This is a genomic window from Rhodanobacter sp. FW021-MT20, from assembly GCF_041107475.1.
GTDB classification, from domain to species: Bacteria; Pseudomonadota; Gammaproteobacteria; order Xanthomonadales; family Rhodanobacteraceae; genus Rhodanobacter_A; species Rhodanobacter_A glycinis.
The window spans coordinates 97,321-114,726 of the sequence record NZ_JBGBPX010000009.1 but is presented as its reverse complement, the minus strand read 5'-3'; the positions used below and the strand labels follow the sequence as shown (position 1 = coordinate 114,726).

The window sequence follows — 17,406 nt, the reverse complement described above, 5'->3', positions numbered from 1 at the left end:
GGAGTGGGGACGACGGTCGGTGAACAAAGGCTTTCGGACATGCCGGTCAGCGACACGCCATCGCCACTGCGCGGAACACTCGTTGCGGGTGTTCCGCACTGGCACCGCCCTGGCGCTGTCCCGCATGCCGCGGCCGGCAGGATTGCTCTTGCGCTGGCGGCGCCAGGTTCCCCGGATCGATAATCCCTTTTTGTCGTGCCCTGGCACGCCCAGCTACGGAAGATCTTGCACCATGTCCACCACGCCTATCGCCGCACGTCACAAGGGTTTCAATCGCGCCGAAATCGTCGATCAGAACTTCAGCGAGTTCGTGCAGCAATGGCAGGGTGAGACACATGCGGCGCCGCGTGACGACGAACCGGTGTTGCCGGGCAGTGCGCTTGATGCCAAGGGTTTTCGCGAGCTGTTCGAGTCGCAGCTGGTCTCGCGCCATCTCGATCTGATGGCGCGCGTGCTGCGCGTGCAGAACAAGGTGTTCTACACCATCGGTTCGTCCGGTCACGAAGGCAATGCGATGGTGGCGCGACTGACCCGGCATACCGATCCGGCTTTCCTGCATTACCGTTCCGGCGGTTTCATGGCCGAGCGCTTCCGCAAGTTGCCGGGGATGGACCCGGTGATGGATTCGGCGTTGTCGTTCGCCGCCAGCAAGGACGATCCCGCCTCCGGTGGTCGCCACAAGGTGTGGGGCAGCAAGCCGTTGTGGGTGTTGCCGCAGACCTCGACGATCGCCTCGCACCTGCCCAAGGCGCTGGGCACGGCGGTGGCCATCGACCACGCACGGCGTATCGGCCACGTGCTGCCGGTGCCGGACGATTCCATTGCGATCTGTTCGTTCGGCGATGCGTCGAGCAACCACGCCACCGCGCAGACCGCGTTCAACGCGGCTGGCTGGACCGCCTACCAGAAGCTGCCTGCGCCGGTGTTGTTCGTGTGCGAGGACAACGGCATCGGCATCTCGGTGAAGACGCCGAACGACTGGGTGGCGAGCAATTTCCGTCAGCGCTCGAACCTCGATTATTTCTTCGCCGATGGCCTCGACCTGGCTGAAGGCTATGCGCAGGTGCAGCGCGCGGTGGAACATTGCCGCCACACGCGCCGCCCGACTTTCCTGCATCTGAAGACCACCCGCATCATGGGCCACGCCGGTACCGATTTCGAGATCGAGTGGCGCTCGATCGAGGAACTGGTAGCGCTGGAGGCGACCGATCCGCTGCTGCGTTCGGCCGCGATTGCGCTGGAATCGGGCGTGTACGACAAGGACGAATTGCTGGCCATGTACGAAGCCATGCGCAAGCGCTGCTTCGCCGCGGCCGAGGAAGCCGACCGTCGTCCGCGGCTGGAACGGCTGGATGACGTGATGGCGCCATTGGCGCCGTACACGCCAGCCAAAGTGAAGGCCGAGGCCGAGCGTGGCGATTACGCCGAGGCGCGGCTGAAGGCGTTCGGCGGCGAGGCGAAGCTGCCGGAGAACCAGCCGCCGCGGCACCTGGCGATCCAGATCGGCCAGGCGCTGCACGACATCATGGCGAAGTACCCCGAGTCGCTGCTGTTCGGCGAGGACGTGGCGCAGAAGGGCGGCGTGTACACGGTTACCAAAGGCCTGCACAAGGCGTTCAAGAACAGTCGCGTGTTCAATACGCTGCTCGACGAGACGACCATTCTCGGCCTGGCCCAGGGCTACGCCAACATGGGCATGCTGCCGATTCCCGAGATCCAGTACCTGGCGTATTTCCACAATGCGGGCGACCAGATCCGCGGCGAGGCCGCATCGCTGCAGTTCTTCTCCAACAACCAGTACCGCAACCCGCTGGTGATGCGCGTGGCATCGCTGGGTTACCAGCGCGGCTTCGGCGGCCACTTCCACAACGACAACTCGATTGCCGCGCTGCGCGACATTCCCGGTCTGGTCGTCGGTTGCCCGTCGCGTGGCGACGATGCCGCCACCATGCTGCGCACGCTGACCGCGCTGGCCAAGGTGGATGGCCGCGTCTGCGCTTTCCTCGAACCCATCGCGCTGTACATGGCCAAGGATCTGTACGAAGCCGGCGACGGCGCGTGGCAATTCGCCTATCCCGCGCCGGGCGAGGCGATGACCCTGGGCGAAGGGCGCGTCTACGACGCGGATGCGGACGACCTGGTGGTGTTCACTTTCGGCAACGGCGTACCGATGGCGTTGCGCGCCGCGCGCACCATCGAAAAAGAACAGGGCTGGAAGGTGCGCGTGGTCGACCTGCGCTGGCTGGCGCCGCTCAACGACGACTTCATCGCCGCGCAGGCGAAAAGTGCCAAACGCATCATCGTGCTGGACGAAGGGCGCAAGAGCGCCGGCGTGGGCGAGGGCGTAATCACCGCCATCGTCGAGGCCGGCTTCGGCAGCACGCCGCTGCAGCGCGTGGTGGGCGCCGACACGTTCACGCCACTGGCCGGTGCGGCCTTCCTGGTGTTGCCGGGTGACGCAGACGTGGTGGCCGCGGCGCGCAAACTGGCCTGAGCGCAGATGGGGCTGTAGATCCAGCCCCGCCATGATCCTGCTCGTCATTCCGGCCTGCGCCGGAATGGCGAGTGTTGGAATAGACGAGGTGGATGCACGCCCCCCGCTCAGGCCAAGCTTATTCCACGACCTTCAACGGTTGCCGCGAGCGCACGGCCTTGGGGCGGGTGCCGCTTACCTGGACCCGGTTGCGGCCGTCCAGCTTGGCCATATACATGGCCTGGTCGGCGCGTTCGATCCAGCTGTCCATGGTTTCGTCCGGATGGTGCATGGCCAGGCCAATGCTGACGCTGAGGCGGCCGCCTTCGTTGTCCAGCGGGATCTCCAGCCGGTGCACGCGGCGGCACAGGCGGATGGCCACCTGCGTGGCTGGTTCTTGTGGTGTGCCGTGCAGCAGTGCCACGAATTCCTCGCCGCCGTAGCGACCGAGCCGATCCAGCGGACGCAGCTCGTGGCGCAGGGCGTCGGCCACGGCGACCAGTGCGCGATCACCCGCCGCGTGGCCCTGGTGATCGTTGAGGATCTTGAAATGGTCGAGGTCGAGGAACAGCAGTGTCATCGGCTGTCCGACATGGGCGCGCAAGGTTTCCTCGACGGCCTCGCGCCAGGCGCGCCGATTGAGCACATTGGTCAGCGCATCATGGTCGGCCAGCACCTGCACCGAGGCATGCGCGCGGCGCATGCTGAGAGCGTGGTCGGCCAGGCCGAACGACAGCACCAGCGCTTCCAGTGCGCCGGCGGCAAGGCTGGCGTTGCCCAGCCAGCGGGCGCCGGCCAGGGTGCCGCTGATTTCGGCACTCCACAGCGCTGTCAACGCCAGCAAGGGCATCCAGCCGAACAGGAAAAACCATGCGTGGCGCGAACCGCGGATCGCGGCGACCAGCGAGGCCACGCCTAGCAGCACCGAGCCGAGGATCAGCAGCGGGTCGATCAGCAACTGGCCGATGTTCTGCAGTGGCTGGAAGCCGCAGGTGCGCATCACGGTCACCAGCAGCGTGCCCACCGCCAGCGCCATCGCCGGCGCGCGAAGCAGCGGGGCAAAGCGGCGCAACTCGCAAAAGCGCACCGCGAACAGTGCGGCAAAGGCCATCGACAAACCGATCGCGACCGAGGTGGCCACGGGCGAGAGGCCGGCCAGCCATGCCATCTCCAATGGATGGAACAGGAAACCGCTGCGTGTGCCCTGGATGAACGCGTAGCAGAGCAGGAAACCGGCATACCAGGCGAACGTGGCATCGCGCAGCATTGGCGCAATGCACAGCGCCATCAGCGCCATGGCCAGCATCACCGCAAAGCAGGCACTGGCGAAAACCAGCCAGCGCGCGTCCAGGCGCAGGAATTCGCTGGCGCTGAGCAGGGCAAAGCTGGCAGGCGCCACCGCACCAGCCCCGGGTTCGAAGCGCAGCAGGACAAGGCCCGCGCCGTGCGGGTCATCGCCGAGCGACCAGGCCAGGCGTCCATGGGCGTGGCTGGGGGCGGTGAAGTCATCCAGCGCCAGCGTTACGGCGGTGCCGTAGGCATCGTAGAGCGCCACCTTGCCGGGTGGCGGCGGGTTGACCGTCAGCACGTGGCCGGCAAGGGCTCCGGGCGGCTGGGCCTGCAGGACCACCCACGCGCCCAATCCCTGCACCGGGAAATGCTGCAACTGGCCCGGATCGAAGCTGCGCAGGTCACCGTGGCGGTAGTCCTGCAGTACGCGTTGGGGCGTGTCGCCAGCCTGCACTTCGCGCCAGGCACCGTTGAGCGGCGTGGCGGCATGAACGGCAGGGCCCAGCAAAAGCAACGCCATGCCCAGCGCGGGCAGCCAACGCCACGCCGGACCGGATGGCCAGTGCCATTTCCCCATAGTCCACCCCCCGAGTACTGATCCTTGGTCGCCTGGGTGCGTGAAACGTCGCCGGGTCCGTTCATGGCGGAGCACCCTTCACACAGGCTACGCCGATATTGCGGCAGAGTGGATACTTCGAGTCCCGGTCGCGTGGCCGCATGCCGCCGGTGGCGATTTTCCGGCCCGTCAGGAGGCAGCATGGACACGATCAAAGTAGCGGTATTCATCGGCAGCCTGCGCAAGGCTTCGATCAACCGGCGGCTGGCGCGGGCCGTGGCGCAGCTGGCGCCGGACGATGTCGTGTTCGAGCCGGTGCGGATCGACGATCTGCCCCTGTATGACCAGGATTTCGACGGGGACTATCCAGCCCAGGGCAAGCGGCTGAAACAGGCTGTCGAATCGGCCGATGCGCTGCTGTTCGTCACCCCGGAATACAACCGCTCGATTCCCGGCGTGCTGAAGAACGCGCTTGACCTGGGCTCTCGGCCCTGGGGGACCAATTCCTTCGCCGGCAAGCCCGGCGGCGTGATCGGCGCCTCCATCGGCGCCACCGGCAGCGCGCTGGCCCAGCAACACCTGCGCAACGTGCTGGCCTACCTGGATGTGGTGCTGTTGGCGCAGCCGGAGGTGTACGTGCAGTTCAAGGACGACACGCTGATCGACGCCGAGGGACGCGTGTCCAACGAGGGCACGCAGAAATTCCTGCAAGGGTTCGTCGACCGCTACGTGGCGTGGGTGCGCAGTCACCTGCAGGCCTGAGGGCCCGGCTTGCCTGCACGACATCGGTACGACTGCTGCCGAATATCGAGCTGGTTGTCCGGCGAAAGGCGTGCTGGCCAGAGTAACTGCCGGATCGTCGGTTCTGCGGCAGCGAACCCGCGCGGCGGACTGTGGTCCATGAACCGGTATCAGCCGGTCCGGTTGCCGGATAACCCGTGTGCCGCGTACCCGTGTGACATGCCGTGGCATCCGAGTGACGCGGTGCAGGCCGCGGGTTAGGATGGGCCGCTACGGCTGGCGGTCGCAGCCATTTCATTGTCCCCAGGAGTCAACCACGATGCGTTCCGGCAATCCCGTCCTGCAGGAAAAAGCCTTCCGCGACTTGCCCGCCACCGGCGAGCGGATGACCATGAACGGCACCATTGCCCGCACCGGGTTGCTGCTGTTGCTGGCGGTGATCACCGGTGGGTGGACCTGGCACCACTTCGTCGAGGTGGCACGCAGCGGCGGCTTGCCGGCCGGGCTGGCGGCGATCTCGCCGTACATCTGGGGCGGGCTGATCGTGGGCCTGGTACTGGCGCTGGTGACCACGTTTGCCAGCCGCTGGGCAGGCCTGACCGCACCGTTCTACGCGATGGCCGAAGGCTGCGCGCTGGGCGGCATTTCGGTGATGCTGGAAATGCGTTATCCGGGTATCGTGCTGCAGGCGGTGATGCTCACGGCCGGCGTGCTGGCGGTGATGCTGCTGCTGTATCGCTCCGGCATCATCAAGGTGACCGACAAATTCCGCATGGGCGTGGTGGCCGCCACCGGCGCCATTGCACTGCTGTACCTGGTCGACATCGGCCTGCGTGCGTTCACCAGCATCCAGATTCCCTTCATCCACGAATCCGGCGCGCTGGGCATCGGCTTCAGCCTGCTGGTGGTGGGTCTGGCGGCACTGAACCTGGTGCTCGACTTCGACATGATCGAACGCGCCACCGCACAGGGCGCGCCGAAGTACATGGAATGGTACGGCGCGTTCGCGTTGATGGTGACGCTGGTGTGGCTGTACATGGAAATTCTGCGCCTGCTGTCGAAGGCGCGTCGCTGATCGGCATTTTCAATGCGGAGGGGCAGGGCATGATCGTGGTCACGACGGAAAATGTTCACGGCCGCCAGGTGCGTGAAGTGAAGGGCCAGGTGTTCGGCGTGGTGGTGCGCAGCCGTGGCATCGGCGGCAACCTGATGGCCGGTTTGCGTTCGATCGTGGGCGGCGAGATCCACGAATACACGCAGATGCTGGAAGAGGCGCGCCGGCATGCGCTGGACCGGTTGGTGAAGAATGCCACCGCGATGGGCGCCAACGCGGTGGTGATGATGCGCTTCGACTCGGCCGAAATCGGCCAGACGATGAGCGAGATCGTCGCCTATGGCACCGCCGTGGTGCTCGATCCGCCAGCCATCTGAGTCGCACCATGCTGCCTGTCGTGTTGTACGTCGTCGGCGGCGTGCTGCTGCTTGGCGCAGTGCTGGCGGCGATCACCGGCCTGTTCGCGATGTTGCTGCCGCAGCTCATCGTGGGCGGATTGCTGCTGGTGGTGGGACTGGCGATCGAGCGTTGGCGCTACAAGCCGTTGCAGGATGACCGCCCCGATCCGCGCTGGATCGATACCGGCGAGCGTTTCGTCGATCCGGAAACCGGCGCGCTGGTGGCGGTGTATCACGACCCCGCCGATGGCGGCCGGCATTACGTGAAGGCGAAAGTGGGGCGGGTGGCCTGAGCGGCTGTGCAAAGATCCGAAGTGATCGTGTAGGCCCGCTCGCGGGCGATGCTTTTCGAGATTCGGGAGAGCATCGCCCGCGAGCGGGCTCCTACGCGAGTTGCTCCTGCGCCGCGGCTGCGTGCCCGGCAGCACAAGCTTTGACCTTGAACTGGCCCGCATGACGCGGGCCGGCTTCATTGCCTTGGTGCTTAGTGTTTCGCCGGCTTCGGCCCCTGCACCACCTGCACCATGTTCGACGGGTGCAGGTAGGTCTTGAACGCCTGTTGCACTTGCTCGGCGGTGAGGCTCAGGTAATGCTTGGCGGCCACCATCGGCTCGTCCAGCGGCAGGCCTTGATAACCCCATTGCAGCAGTGAGCGGGCGATGCCGTTGACGCTGGATACGCCGAGCGGGATCGAACGGATCTCGAACTGGCGTGCGTTGACCAGCTCGTCGGCCTTCACCGGCGTGGTCTGCATCTCGACCAGATTCTTCTGGATCAGCCCGTCGACGGGCGCCACCTTGGCCGGGTCGCTGCCGTATTGCACGTAGAAGATCGAGCGCGAGCGGTCGAAGTCCATGCCGGAACTGGCGCCGTAGGCGTAGCCGTGGCGCACGCGCACATCCACCATCAGGCGCGAGGCGAAGCCGTTGCCGCCGAGCACGTCGTTGCCCAGTTTCAATGCATAGCGGTTCACGTCATGCAGGTTCACCGCGAGCTGTTGGCCGATCAGTACCTGGTCCTGCGAGGCATAGGCGTTGTTCACCACGGCATAGCTGGCGGGGTTGAGCGGCACCGGCTTCGGGATGACGTCGGGCTTCGGACCCTGCGCCTTCCAGCCGCCGAAGTATTTCTGCACCGTGGCCTTGGCCTGCGCCGGCGTCACGTTGCCCACCACGACCAGCGTGGTGAGGTCGGGGCGATACGTCTGCGCGAAGTACTGCTTCACGTCGGGCAGGGTGAGGGCGTTTACCGTGGTCGGCGTGGCTTCGCGCAGGCCGGGATCACCTGCCGGCAACAGCCCCGTGCGCAGCGCGCGGAACATCTTGTAGCGCGGCGACTGCATCTCGCCGGCCAGGCTGCGCGACAGCGCGTCGCGCTGCACCTCGAAACCCTTTTGCGGCAACGCCGGGTGCAGTTCGTTGTCGGCCAGCAGCTGCATGCCGCGGTCGAAATCGGCACTGGGCACCGCCAGGCGGAAATCGGAGCCACCGCTTTCGCTGGCGGCGATGGCGTCCAGCGCCTTGTGGAAGGCGCTACGGTCCAGGTCTGCGCTGCCGTAATCGAACAGCGAGCCCAGCAATTTGCCCACGCCTTCCTGACCCTTGGGTTCCTGCAGGCCGGCGTCGTGGTCGATGTGACCGACCACGGTGACGGTCTTGCTGATGTTTTCCGGCTGCACGATCAGGCGGATGCCGTTGTCCAGCGTCATCGAGACGGGTGCCAGCGTCCAGTGCGGCATCGACAGCGTGCCCAGCGGGCCCGCCGCCCACGTCGGTAGCGGTGCGTCGAGCTTGTCGTTGCTGGCAAAGGATTCGGTACCGCCGAAGCCATTGCTGTCCGGCGGCCGCTTGCCGTTCGGGTTGGGCGTGAGCACCACGGTAATGCGCGCGTCCGGCTTCAGGAATTCGCGCGCAACGCGGTCGACGTCGGCCACGGTCACTGCGCGGATCTGGTCCTCGGCCTGTGCGGGTGAATCCAGGCCTTGCCATGCCAATGCCTGCGACCACGAGCTGGCCAGGGTCACCGCACTGTTCTTGTTGAACTCGGCCTGGGCCAGTTCGGAGCGCTTGGCCGCTTCCACCAGGTCGGCGGAGACACCGTTCTTCAGCAGGTTGTTCAGCACCTCATCGAGATCGGCCTGGGCCTGCTTCGGATCGGCACCCTTGGCGAAGCCGACCTCGATCGTGCCGATGCCGCCGCGGGTGAATGGCTGTAGCCCGGCATCGGCGCTCAACACCTTGCCTTGTACTGCCAGTTCGGACAGCGAACTGCGCGCGTTGCCGAGCACGTCCAGCAGAATTTGCGTGGCGGCGAAATCCTTGGACTGCATGCCGGGCATGCGGTACATGAACTGCACCGAGCCGGTGCCCTGCGGCGTGGTGCTGGCAATGGTCTGCGACTTGAACGGTTGCAGCTTGAGTAGCGGGCGTGCCGGCGTGGCGTGTTCGGGGATGGCGCCGAACAACTGCTTCACCTTGGCCAGCGTGGCCTGTGGATCGACGTCGCCGACAATCACGAAAATCGCGTTGTTCGGCTCGTACCAGTCGTTGTAGAAATCGTGCAGGATTTTCGAGGTGGTCTTGTCGAACGAGGGCCGCGAACCCAGCGCATCCTCGGCGTAGCCGGTGCCGCCGTAGAGCAGGCGCTCGGCCTTCTGGAAGGCGATATAGCCGGGGTCGGAAATGTCGCGCGAGACTTCCTGCTCGATCGCGCCTTTCTCCAGGCTCCAGTCCTTCGCATCAAGCTTGGCGCCGCGCATGCGCGATGCCTCGATGTGCAGCAGGATGTCGAGATAGGCCGACGGCGCCACGAAGTAATACTGGGTGGCGTCGTTGGTGGTGAAGGCGTTGTTGTCGCCGCCCATCTTGCCGGTCATCTCGTTGAGCTGCGCGCCGGTGAGGCCGGTGCTGTCGCGGAACATCATGTGTTCCAGCGCGTGTGCGGTACCGGGGAAACCCTTGGGCGCTTCGTAGCTGCCGGCGAGATAGGTGATCTGCGTGGTCACCATCGGTGCCAGCGTGTCGCGCACGATCACCACGCGCAAGCCGTTGTCCAGGGTGGCGCGCAGCACGTTGGCGTCCTGGCCAGCGGTCGCCGGACTGGCGTCGGCATGGGCGAGCGCCGGACCGGCCAGCAGGCCCATGCCCAGCATGACGCCCCAGGCCAGGGGCTTGAGCTTGTTCAACTTCATTGTCGACGACTCCTTGTGTGATGAGGCGGGCGCGACAACGGATGCGTGGCGCCCGGACAGGCATATCCACACCATTTTGCGCTCATGTCGCGACCGGACCCCGTGCCACATGGCACGGGTACAGACTCAGCCGATCACCCGCGGTTCCGGCTCCAGCCGCACGCCGAATTTCGCCTGCACGCCCTCGATGACCTGTTGCGCAAAGGCCCACAGTTCGGCACCGCTGGCGTGTCCGTGGTTGACCAGCACCAGCGCGTGGCGATTGGAAATGCCGGCGTCGCCTTCGCGCCGGCCCTTGAAGCCGGCGGCCTCGATCAGCCACGCGGCGGACAGCTTGCGGCGACCATCCGGTTGCGGCCATGCGGTGAGTTCGGGGTGGTCGCGTTGCAGTGCTTCGGCCAGTGCGGCATCGACCACGGGATTCTTGAAGAAGCTGCCGGCGTTGCCGATCACCGCCGGATCGGGCAGCTTGCGCGTGCGCAAGTGGATCACCGCCTCGGCGACATGGAAGGGCGCGGGCTTGTCCACGCCCATGCGCCGCAGTTCTTCGCGGATGCCGGCGTAGTCCAGGCGCAGTTCGTGTTGTCGCGGCAAGCTGAAGCGTACGGCGGTGACGACGTAGCGATCCGGTTCGCACTTGAACACCGAGTCGCGATAGGCGAAGGCGCAGGCAGCGTTGTCCAGCGTGGCCACGCGTTGTTCGCGGGTATCCCAGGCTTCCACGCTCTCGATGAATTCGGCGACCTCGGTGCCGTAGGCGCCGATGTTCTGGATCGGTGCGGCGCCGACCGTGCCCGGGATGAGGATCAGGTTTTCCAGTCCGGCGAAGCCCTGGCCCAGCGTCCAGCGTACGAAGTCGTCCCAGCGTTCGCCGGCGGCCACGGCGATGCGGGCGCGCTCGCCATCGGCTTCCACCTGCACGCCTTGCGTGGCCATCGCCATCACGGTGCCGTCGAAGTCGCCGGCAAACAGCACGTTGCTGCCTTCACCCAGCACCAGCACCTTGCCGCTGCGCACGGCGGGGTAGGCCAGCAGCTCGGGCAGTTTGGCGGCGTCGCGGACTTCGGCCAGCAGCCTGGCTTGGGCCGCCACGCGCAAGGTGTTGCGGTGGGTCAGCGGGGCGTTGTCGCTCAGCGTGTAACCACCCATGTCGATTCGCTCAGATGGCATCGGCGTGCTCGCGCTGGCGGCGGATTTCGTCGACGCATTCGGCCACCAGTTTCGGACCGCGATAGACCAGCCCGGAATAAAGCTGCACCAAGGTGGCACCGGCATCGAGCTTCTCGGCGGCGTCGCCGCCATCGAGGATGCCACCGACGCCGACGATGGCGATGCGTTCACCCAGCCGCTTGCGCATGCCGCGCAACACGGCGGTGGAGTGTGCGAACAGCGGCTTGCCCGACAGCCCGCCGGCTTCACCGCCGTTGGGTTCGTTGACGACGGCGCTGTGGTCGACGGTGGTGTTGGTGCAGATCACGCCGTCGATGCCGCAGGCGAGCAGCACGTCGGCGATGGCGTCGAGTTCACTCTCGGAAAGGTCGGGGGCAATCTTCAGCAGCATCGGTTTGCGCGCGCCGGCCTGGGCGCCAAGTCGTTCCTGCGCCTCGCGCAGGGTGCCGATGAAGCGGCGCAATGTTTCTTCCTGCTGCAGGTCGCGCAGGCCCTGGGTATTGGGCGAGGAAATGTTCACCGTGATGTAGCTGGCGTGCGCATGCACGCGTTCCAGGCAGAACAGGTAATCGTCCACCGCATGCTCGTTCGCGGTGTCCTTGTTCTTGCCGATGTTGATGCCAAGCACGCCGCGGTAGTCGGACTTCTGCACGTTGCGCACCAGCGCATCCACGCCGGCGTTGTTGAAGCCCATCCGGTTGATGATGGCTTCGCGCTGTGGCAGGCGAAACATGCGCGGTTTCGGATTGCCGTCCTGTGGACGCGGCGTCACCGTGCCGACCTCGACGAAGCCGAAACCGAGCGCGCCCAGTTCGTCCAGATGCTCGGCATTCTTGTCGAGTCCGGCGGCCAGGCCCACCGGGTTGGGAAAGCGGATGCCGAACGCTTCCACCGGCAGGTCGTCTGCGGGCGTGGCCACGTATCTGGCGAGGTTGCTGCGGTGGGCTACGCCCAGGCCGAACAGGGTGAGGCGGTGCGCGGTCTCGGCGTCGAGCGCGAACAGCAGGGGGCGCAGGTAGTCGTACATGCTCAGCTCACTGTTCCGGTGAAAATGCGGGTGTCGTAGTCGAAGCTTATCCGGTCGTTCGTCTGGCAGCGGTCGAACAGGTCACGCAGCGCGGCGAGCATGGGCGCGTGCTGCGGGTGACCGGCCCGGGGGGCATAGGACGACGACATCAGGCGGCCGCGCAGGCTTTCGAAGTCCAACTGCTGGCTGTGGTCGAAGCGGGCACCGCCGCGCCAGCCGGCGCCGAACCATGCACGCATGCTGGCATCGTCGGCGTAGCGTTCGGCCACGCGGGTGTAGTCGGTGCCGTAGCGTTGCAGCAGGGCCTCGTAGCCTTCGAGAAACGGCGTGCCGGTGAGCCGGCGCGAGTTCCAGAAGATCGCCGCCAGCCTGCCCGGACGCAGGATGCGCTGGAACTCGCGTCGCGTGGTTTCCGGATCGAACCAGTGGAACGCCTGCGCCACCGTCACCAGATCGATGCTGGCAGCAGGCAGGCCGGTGGCATCGGCGCGGCCGTCGATGGCACGGAAGTTCGGATTCGCGCCCAGCCATGCAACGGCCGCTTCGCGCATGGCGGCGTTGGGTTCCACTGCGGTGACCGCATGGCCGGCGTCGAGGAACAGCCTGCTGGAAATACCGGTGCCGGCGCCGATGTCGGCGACCTGCCAGTCGGAGGTCACGCCCTGTTCGTGGTGCAGCCAGTCGCGCAGGGTGGCCGGATAATCGGGGCGATAGCGCACGTAGTCGGTGACGCGATCGCTGAAACGTTCGGTGGATTGCAACGTGTTCATGGCATCAACCCGACAGGCCCTGGCCGCCATCCACGCACAGCGTCTGGCCGGTGATCCAGCCGGCCCAGGGCGAAGCGAGAAAGAGTGCGGCGTGGGCGATCTCCTCTGGCGCGCCGTAGCGTCCGAACGGAATTTTCGCCAGGGTGGAGGCATACAGCGCGGGTTCCTCGCGCTTGCGCCGGTCCCACAGGCCGTCGGCGAATTCGATCGAGCCGGGGGCGATTGCATTGACGCGGATGCGGTCTTCGGCCAATGCCAGCGCCTGCGAAGTGGTGTACTGGCTGAGCGCTGCCTTGACCGCGGCATACGGCGCGCCGTTGCGGCGCGGGTGGAAGGCGGCGATGGAACTGGTGTGCACGATGCTGGCGTGCGGCGATTGCTTCAGATAAGGCAGCGCTTCGCGTGAAGCGCGCACGGCGGCCATCAAGTCGACATTGAAGCCGGCGAGCCAGCCATCGTCATCGTCGCTGAAGCCGTAGCCGCTGGCGTTGTTGACCAGCACGTCGATGCCGCCGAGTGCTTCGGCCGCCGCGTTGATGTAGCGGCGGATGGCGGCGGGGTCGGCCAGGTCGCAGCCTTGTGCATGGGTGACACCACCATGTGCGGCAATCTCGTGTGCCACGTCGTCCAGTGCGGCCTGTCCGCGGGCGCAGACGGAGACGGCTGCGCCTGCTTCGGCAAAGGCCAACGCGATGCTGCGGCCGATGCCCTTGCTGCCTCCGGCGATGACGACACGGTAGCCGGGCAGGCGAAAGGGCAAGGGAAGCGCGTTTGTCATGGGGCGTACCGTGTTCTGTTGTCCCGGGCGCGGAGCGCATCGGGACAGCGGTGTCGGCGACAGGCTTCCCGCGGAAAGCCTGCCGCCAGTCGTGCGCTTACAGGTCGAACTTGATGCCCTGCGCCAGCGGCAGTTCGCTCGAGTAGTTGATGGTGTTGGTCTGGCGGCGCATGTAGACCTTCCATGCGTCGGAGCCGGATTCGCGACCACCGCCGGTTTCCTTTTCACCGCCGAACGCGCCGCCGATTTCCGCACCGGAAGTGCCGATGTTGACGTTGGCGATGCCGCAGTCGGAGCCGGCCGCGGACAGGTACTGCTCGGCCACCTTCAGGTTCTGCGTGAAGATGGCGCTGGACAGGCCCTGAGGCACGTCGTTCTGCATGTCGATGGCTTCGTCGATGCTCTTGAACGGCATCACGTAGAGGATCGGCGCGAAGGTTTCGTGCTGCACCACTGCATCGGAATTCTTCAGGCCGGTGACGATGGTCGGCAGCACGAAGTTGCCCTTGCGATCGGTCAGTGCCTTGCCGCCGGTACGCACCGTGCCGCCCGCAGCCTTGGCCTTTTCCACCGTATCCAGGTAAGCCTGCACGGCGTCGGCGCTGTTCAGCGGACCCATCAGGGTCTTCGGGTCGGTCGGGTCGCCGATCTTGCCTTCGACCTGGCCATAGGCCTTGATCAGGGTGTCGACCACCTGGTCATGGATGGACTCGTGCACGAACAGGCGGCGCGTGCTGGTGCAGCGCTGGCCGGCGGTGCCGACCGAGCCGAACACGATGCCGGGAATGGCCAGCTTCAGGTCCGCGCTTTCGTCCAGGATGATGGCGTTGTTGCCGCCCAGCTCCAGCAGCGAACGACCCATGCGACGGGCCACGCGCTCGCCGACGATGCGGCCGATCTTTGTCGAGCCGGTGAAGCTGACCAGCGGAATGCGCTTGTCGTCGACGAAGGTTTCGGCCAGCTCGTTGCCGGCATCGTTGAACAGGAAGAACAGGTCGGGGAAACCGCCGTCCTTCAAGGCCTCGTTGGCGATCTTGATGGTGGCGATGGAGGTCAGCGAGGCCTTCGGCGACGGCTTCCAGATGCAGATGTCGCCGCAGGCGGCGGCCAGCATGGCGTTCCACGCCCACACCGCGACCGGGAAGTTGAATGCGCTGATGATGCCGACCAGGCCCAGCGGGTGGTACTGCTCGTACATGCGATGGCCGGGGCGCTCCGAATGCATGGTGTAGCCGTACAGCATGCGGCTCTGGCCCACGGCGAAGTCGGCGATGTCGATCATCTCCTGCACTTCACCGTCACCTTCGGGCTTGATCTTGCCCATCTCCAGCGAGACCAGCGAACCCAGCGCATCCTTGTGCTTGCGCAGGGCTTCGCCAACCAGGCGCACGGCTTCACCGCGACGCGGCGCCGGCGTGGTACGCCACACCTTGAAGGCTTCCTGCGCGCGCTTGACGATGGTCTCGTAATCGCCGGCGCTGGAGGCGTGCACGGTGGCGATCACTTCGCCCGTGGCCGGGTTCACCGGCTGCAGCGTGCCGGCGTCGGTGGTCTTCGACCATTCGCCGTTGCCAAGGTAGGTGCCGGAATTGGTTTCAGCCAGGCCGAGTGCGGTGAGAATGCTGTGGGACATGCGGACTCCTGTGCCGGACGCGCGAGAGCGTCCTGTTTCAAAACGCCGATTCTAGCAGGCGGGTCAAGTTGGCCGGATCGCGCAAAGCGTCGATCCATGCCAGAATTCGCGCCTTGCCCTCGTAGCTCAGTTGGATAGAGCGGCCCCCTCCTAAGGGGCAGGTCGGACGTTCGAATCGTCTCGAGGGCACCATTTGCAAGCGAAGGCCGGCACTGCCGGCCTTCGTCGTTTCCGGGGACAAGGCAACAAAAAAGCCGAATCTCGAAGATTCGGCTTTTTTGTTGATACGCGTGGTGGAGCGGATGGGGATCGAACCCACGACCTTCGCATTGCGAACGCGACGCTCTCCCAGCTGAGCTACCGCCCCACGCGAGCTGGGCATCTTAGCAGCGTGTCGGGGTGTCGCCAAGACCCTGTGTGGAAGCTTGGCGCGGCAAGGATTGCGCGGCATCGGCTGGTGGTTGCGCAAAGCTGCCGTTCAAAAATGGAGCGATACACACGGCCTGAGCTCGGCCGCCGGCAGCTTGCGTAATGGTTGACGGTCGATTGCGGCAAACGGTCAGGCCTCGGGCTCGTGGCAAACAACCTCGATGTTGTGCCCGTCCGGACCAATGACGAAGGCCGCATAGTATCGCCCCGTATAGTTGGGACGCAGCCCGGGCGCGCCATTGTCTGTGCCGCCAGCCTCCAGTGCCGCGTAATAGAAGGCTTGGACTTGTTCACGACTTTCGGCGACAAACGCCAGATGGAGATGTCCAGACTTTTCGCCGGCTCTTCGGATGCACAGGGAAGACTTGCCGTCTGCGCTGAGTTCGATTCCCGGTGCTCCTTCCGAGACTACGGCCATGCCAATGGGCGCGAGTGCCTTGAGAAAAAACGTTCGGCTCGCAGCGTAGTCGCTGACTCCGAATACGATATGGTCGAACATGGGTTCTCCAGATTCCTCGACTATGCATCGTTGAAATCGCGTGGTGGCGTGGCCTTCCTGAGCGGCCATGCGAACCACGCCCGTCAACCACGTGCATGGATCAGCTGGGCAACATGACCTGGGAATCCCCGGCCACACCTGTTTGCACTTTACACGCACTTCCGGAGGGAAATTGCCGGGTGGTGTTGTGCGGATCAGCCAGGCAACAGGGCGGACAGCTCGTCGTGCAATACGCTGCGGCGCCAGCCGTCGAGGAAGTCGGGCCATTCGGCAGTGACCACGTATTCCTCCAACACCTTGCGCGGGCATAGCAGGCCAGGCGGCAGGTCCAGTTCGGTCGCGCGCTGGTCGATCCGCTGCTTCATCGCGCCGAGTGCTTTTTTCGCCTCGCCTTGTGGTACGGCAGGAATGGATGCGGTGCTGGCCAGCTCCTCGTCGGACACCGGCGGCGCCAGCAGTTCGAACAATTCGGCGCGTTGCGGCGAACGCAGGGCGCGTTGGCCACGGCTGCGCTGGTCGAGTTCGGCGAGGCTGGCGGGCGGTTGCTGGGCAAGGCTCATCGCCAGCGCATCTTCCAGCAGCCAGGGACGCGGGCGGTCGAGCGTGCGGGCGCTGCGGTCACGCCACAGCAGGATGCGGCGCAACAGCGCTTGCTGCGTCCGCGGCCACTCGGCCGCGCCGCGGGAGCCGCGCTGCGGCTGCGGGTCGCCGTCGCGATGGCTGGCGCGTTGCTTCAGGCGTTCGCAATCTTCGGCGTGCCAGGCGGTACGGTCGCGCTGTTGCAGGCGTTCGGCGAGCTGGGCGTGGATGGTGTCCAGATACACCACGTCGAGCGTGGCGTAGCTGCACTGTGATTCGGTGAGCGGACGCTGCATCCAGTCCGAGCGGGTTTCGCCCTTGTCCAGCTCGACGCCGGCCAGTTCGGCTACCAGCGCGCGATAGCTCATGCCCAGGCCCATGCCGGCGAAGGCGGCGGCGATCTGGGTGTCGAACAGCGTGCCGGGGCCTTCGGGCAGGAACGGGGCGAGGGTTTCCAGATCCTCGCCGGCGCTGTGCATCACCACCACGGTGTTGGTCGCGCCGAGGCGTGGGCGCAAGGCGTCACCAATGTCGAACGCCAACGGGTCCACCAGTGCGTAACGGCCATCCCAACCCAGCTGCAGCAACGCCAACTGCGGGTGGAAGGTGTTGCGGCGCATGAACTCGGTGTCGAGTCCGGGCGACGCGGCGGACGGCAGTTCGGCCAGCCAGCGCTCGAGGGCGTGGCGCTGGTCGATCCATTCGGCGGCGGGGGCTGCGGGGGGCATGGGAATCCTCGGTAAAACGCTGGAGCGCACAGGTGTGCATTGCCCCATCATCGGCAGTGCCATAAGGTAGGCGCCGCACCATAGCAGGCCG

The 17,406-nt window shown here is 65.8% G+C and carries 14 protein-coding genes and 2 tRNA genes; 6 read left to right on the top strand and 10 right to left on the bottom strand.

Features of this window, described 5'->3' with window-relative positions; translation table 11 throughout:
• Nucleotides 1-232 precede the first annotated feature (232 nt).
• Complete coding sequence (locus AB7849_RS11415) at nt 233-2,494, top strand: thiamine pyrophosphate-dependent enzyme (RefSeq protein ID WP_008214674.1); 2,262 nt, start codon at nt 233-235, stop codon at nt 2,492-2,494.
• Between the two features lie 118 nt (nt 2,495-2,612).
• Here AB7849_RS11415 and AB7849_RS11410 read toward each other — a convergent pair whose 3' ends face one another.
• Entirely contained in the window at nt 2,613-4,340 is a 1,728-nt protein-coding gene (locus AB7849_RS11410) for a sensor domain-containing diguanylate cyclase (protein ID WP_008214673.1), read from the bottom strand.
• A 180-nt stretch (nt 4,341-4,520) separates the two neighbouring features.
• Here AB7849_RS11410 and AB7849_RS11405 point away from each other — a divergent pair, with 180 nt between their 5' ends.
• The 4 genes from AB7849_RS11405 (at nt 4,521) to AB7849_RS11390 (ending at nt 6,805) form a co-directional block, all read left to right on the top strand.
• A complete protein-coding gene (locus AB7849_RS11405; protein WP_008214671.1) occupies nt 4,521-5,081 on the top strand; it encodes an NADPH-dependent FMN reductase in 561 nt (186 codons plus the stop codon).
• Between the two features lie 298 nt (nt 5,082-5,379).
• A complete protein-coding gene (locus AB7849_RS11400; RefSeq protein WP_008214669.1) occupies nt 5,380-6,135 on the top strand; it encodes a Bax inhibitor-1/YccA family protein in 756 nt (251 codons plus the stop codon).
• A 29-nt stretch (nt 6,136-6,164) separates the two neighbouring features.
• Nucleotides 6,165-6,491, top strand: coding sequence for a YbjQ family protein (locus AB7849_RS11395; RefSeq protein WP_008214667.1), 327 nt, complete (start codon nt 6,165-6,167; stop codon nt 6,489-6,491).
• A gap of 8 nt (nt 6,492-6,499) precedes the next feature.
• Nucleotides 6,500-6,805, top strand: a complete 306-nt coding sequence (locus AB7849_RS11390) for a hypothetical protein (protein ID WP_008214665.1) — start codon at nt 6,500-6,502, stop codon at nt 6,803-6,805.
• A 191-nt stretch (nt 6,806-6,996) separates the two neighbouring features.
• On the opposite strand, the gene AB7849_RS11385 is transcribed toward AB7849_RS11390, so the two are convergent.
• From AB7849_RS11385 to amaB, 6 genes are all read right to left on the bottom strand, one after another.
• Nucleotides 6,997-9,702 (bottom strand): M16 family metallopeptidase, encoded by a 2,706-nt coding sequence (locus AB7849_RS11385; RefSeq protein ID WP_008214662.1) that lies wholly within the window; start codon nt 9,700-9,702, stop codon nt 6,997-6,999.
• A 126-nt stretch (nt 9,703-9,828) separates the two neighbouring features.
• A complete protein-coding gene (murB, locus tag AB7849_RS11380) occupies nt 9,829-10,851 on the bottom strand; it encodes a UDP-N-acetylmuramate dehydrogenase (protein ID WP_008214660.1) in 1,023 nt (340 codons plus the stop codon).
• Between the two features lie 10 nt (nt 10,852-10,861).
• Nucleotides 10,862-11,899, bottom strand: a complete 1,038-nt coding sequence (locus AB7849_RS11375) for a quinone-dependent dihydroorotate dehydrogenase (protein WP_008214658.1) — start codon at nt 11,897-11,899, stop codon at nt 10,862-10,864.
• 2 nt (nt 11,900-11,901) lie between these two features.
• On the bottom strand, nt 11,902-12,669 hold the full coding sequence (locus tag AB7849_RS11370) for a class I SAM-dependent methyltransferase (protein WP_369501081.1): 768 nt from the start codon (nt 12,667-12,669) through the stop codon (nt 11,902-11,904).
• Nucleotides 12,670-12,673: 4 nt separating this feature from the next.
• Nucleotides 12,674-13,447, bottom strand: coding sequence for an SDR family NAD(P)-dependent oxidoreductase (locus tag AB7849_RS11365; protein ID WP_008214654.1), 774 nt, complete (start codon nt 13,445-13,447; stop codon nt 12,674-12,676).
• 97 nt (nt 13,448-13,544) lie between these two features.
• A complete protein-coding gene (gene amaB, locus AB7849_RS11360; protein ID WP_008214651.1) occupies nt 13,545-15,080 on the bottom strand; it encodes an L-piperidine-6-carboxylate dehydrogenase in 1,536 nt (511 codons plus the stop codon).
• A gap of 115 nt (nt 15,081-15,195) precedes the next feature.
• Between amaB and AB7849_RS11355 the strand changes: the two genes are divergently transcribed.
• Nucleotides 15,196-15,272 (top strand) — tRNA-Arg (locus tag AB7849_RS11355).
• A 99-nt stretch (nt 15,273-15,371) separates the two neighbouring features.
• Here AB7849_RS11355 and AB7849_RS11350 read toward each other — a convergent pair.
• The 3 genes from AB7849_RS11350 to AB7849_RS11340 all read right to left on the bottom strand — a co-directional run bounded on the left by AB7849_RS11350 (nt 15,372) and on the right by AB7849_RS11340 (nt 17,315).
• Nucleotides 15,372-15,447 (bottom strand) — tRNA-Ala (locus AB7849_RS11350).
• A 192-nt stretch (nt 15,448-15,639) separates the two neighbouring features.
• Complete coding sequence (locus tag AB7849_RS11345) at nt 15,640-16,008, bottom strand: VOC family protein (protein ID WP_008214649.1); 369 nt, start codon at nt 16,006-16,008, stop codon at nt 15,640-15,642.
• A gap of 194 nt (nt 16,009-16,202) precedes the next feature.
• Entirely contained in the window at nt 16,203-17,315 is a 1,113-nt protein-coding gene (locus AB7849_RS11340) for a ribonuclease D (RefSeq protein WP_369501080.1), read from the bottom strand.
• Between the last annotated feature and the right edge of the window lie 91 nt (nt 17,316-17,406).

Coding starts and splice junctions, on each gene's coding strand:
- AB7849_RS11365 (WP_008214654.1), bottom strand. CDS start 13,447: ATGACAAACGCGCTTCCCTTGCCCTTTCGCCTGCCCGGCTACCGTGTC.
- AB7849_RS11340 (WP_369501080.1), bottom strand. CDS start 17,315: ATGCCCCCCGCAGCCCCCGCCGCCGAATGGATCGACCAGCGCCACGCC.
- AB7849_RS11415 (WP_008214674.1), top strand. CDS start 233: ATGTCCACCACGCCTATCGCCGCACGTCACAAGGGTTTCAATCGCGCC.
- AB7849_RS11385 (WP_008214662.1), bottom strand. CDS start 9,702: ATGAAGTTGAACAAGCTCAAGCCCCTGGCCTGGGGCGTCATGCTGGGC.
- AB7849_RS11395 (WP_008214667.1), top strand. CDS start 6,165: ATGATCGTGGTCACGACGGAAAATGTTCACGGCCGCCAGGTGCGTGAA.
- AB7849_RS11370 (WP_369501081.1), bottom strand. CDS start 12,669: ATGAACACGTTGCAATCCACCGAACGTTTCAGCGATCGCGTCACCGAC.
- amaB (WP_008214651.1), bottom strand. CDS start 15,080: ATGTCCCACAGCATTCTCACCGCACTCGGCCTGGCTGAAACCAATTCC.
- AB7849_RS11405 (WP_008214671.1), top strand. CDS start 4,521: ATGGACACGATCAAAGTAGCGGTATTCATCGGCAGCCTGCGCAAGGCT.
- murB (WP_008214660.1), bottom strand. CDS start 10,851: ATGGGTGGTTACACGCTGAGCGACAACGCCCCGCTGACCCACCGCAAC.
- AB7849_RS11375 (WP_008214658.1), bottom strand. CDS start 11,899: ATGTACGACTACCTGCGCCCCCTGCTGTTCGCGCTCGACGCCGAGACC.
- AB7849_RS11400 (WP_008214669.1), top strand. CDS start 5,380: ATGCGTTCCGGCAATCCCGTCCTGCAGGAAAAAGCCTTCCGCGACTTG.
- AB7849_RS11345 (WP_008214649.1), bottom strand. CDS start 16,008: ATGTTCGACCATATCGTATTCGGAGTCAGCGACTACGCTGCGAGCCGA.
- AB7849_RS11390 (WP_008214665.1), top strand. CDS start 6,500: ATGCTGCCTGTCGTGTTGTACGTCGTCGGCGGCGTGCTGCTGCTTGGC.
- AB7849_RS11410 (WP_008214673.1), bottom strand. CDS start 4,340: ATGGGGAAATGGCACTGGCCATCCGGTCCGGCGTGGCGTTGGCTGCCC.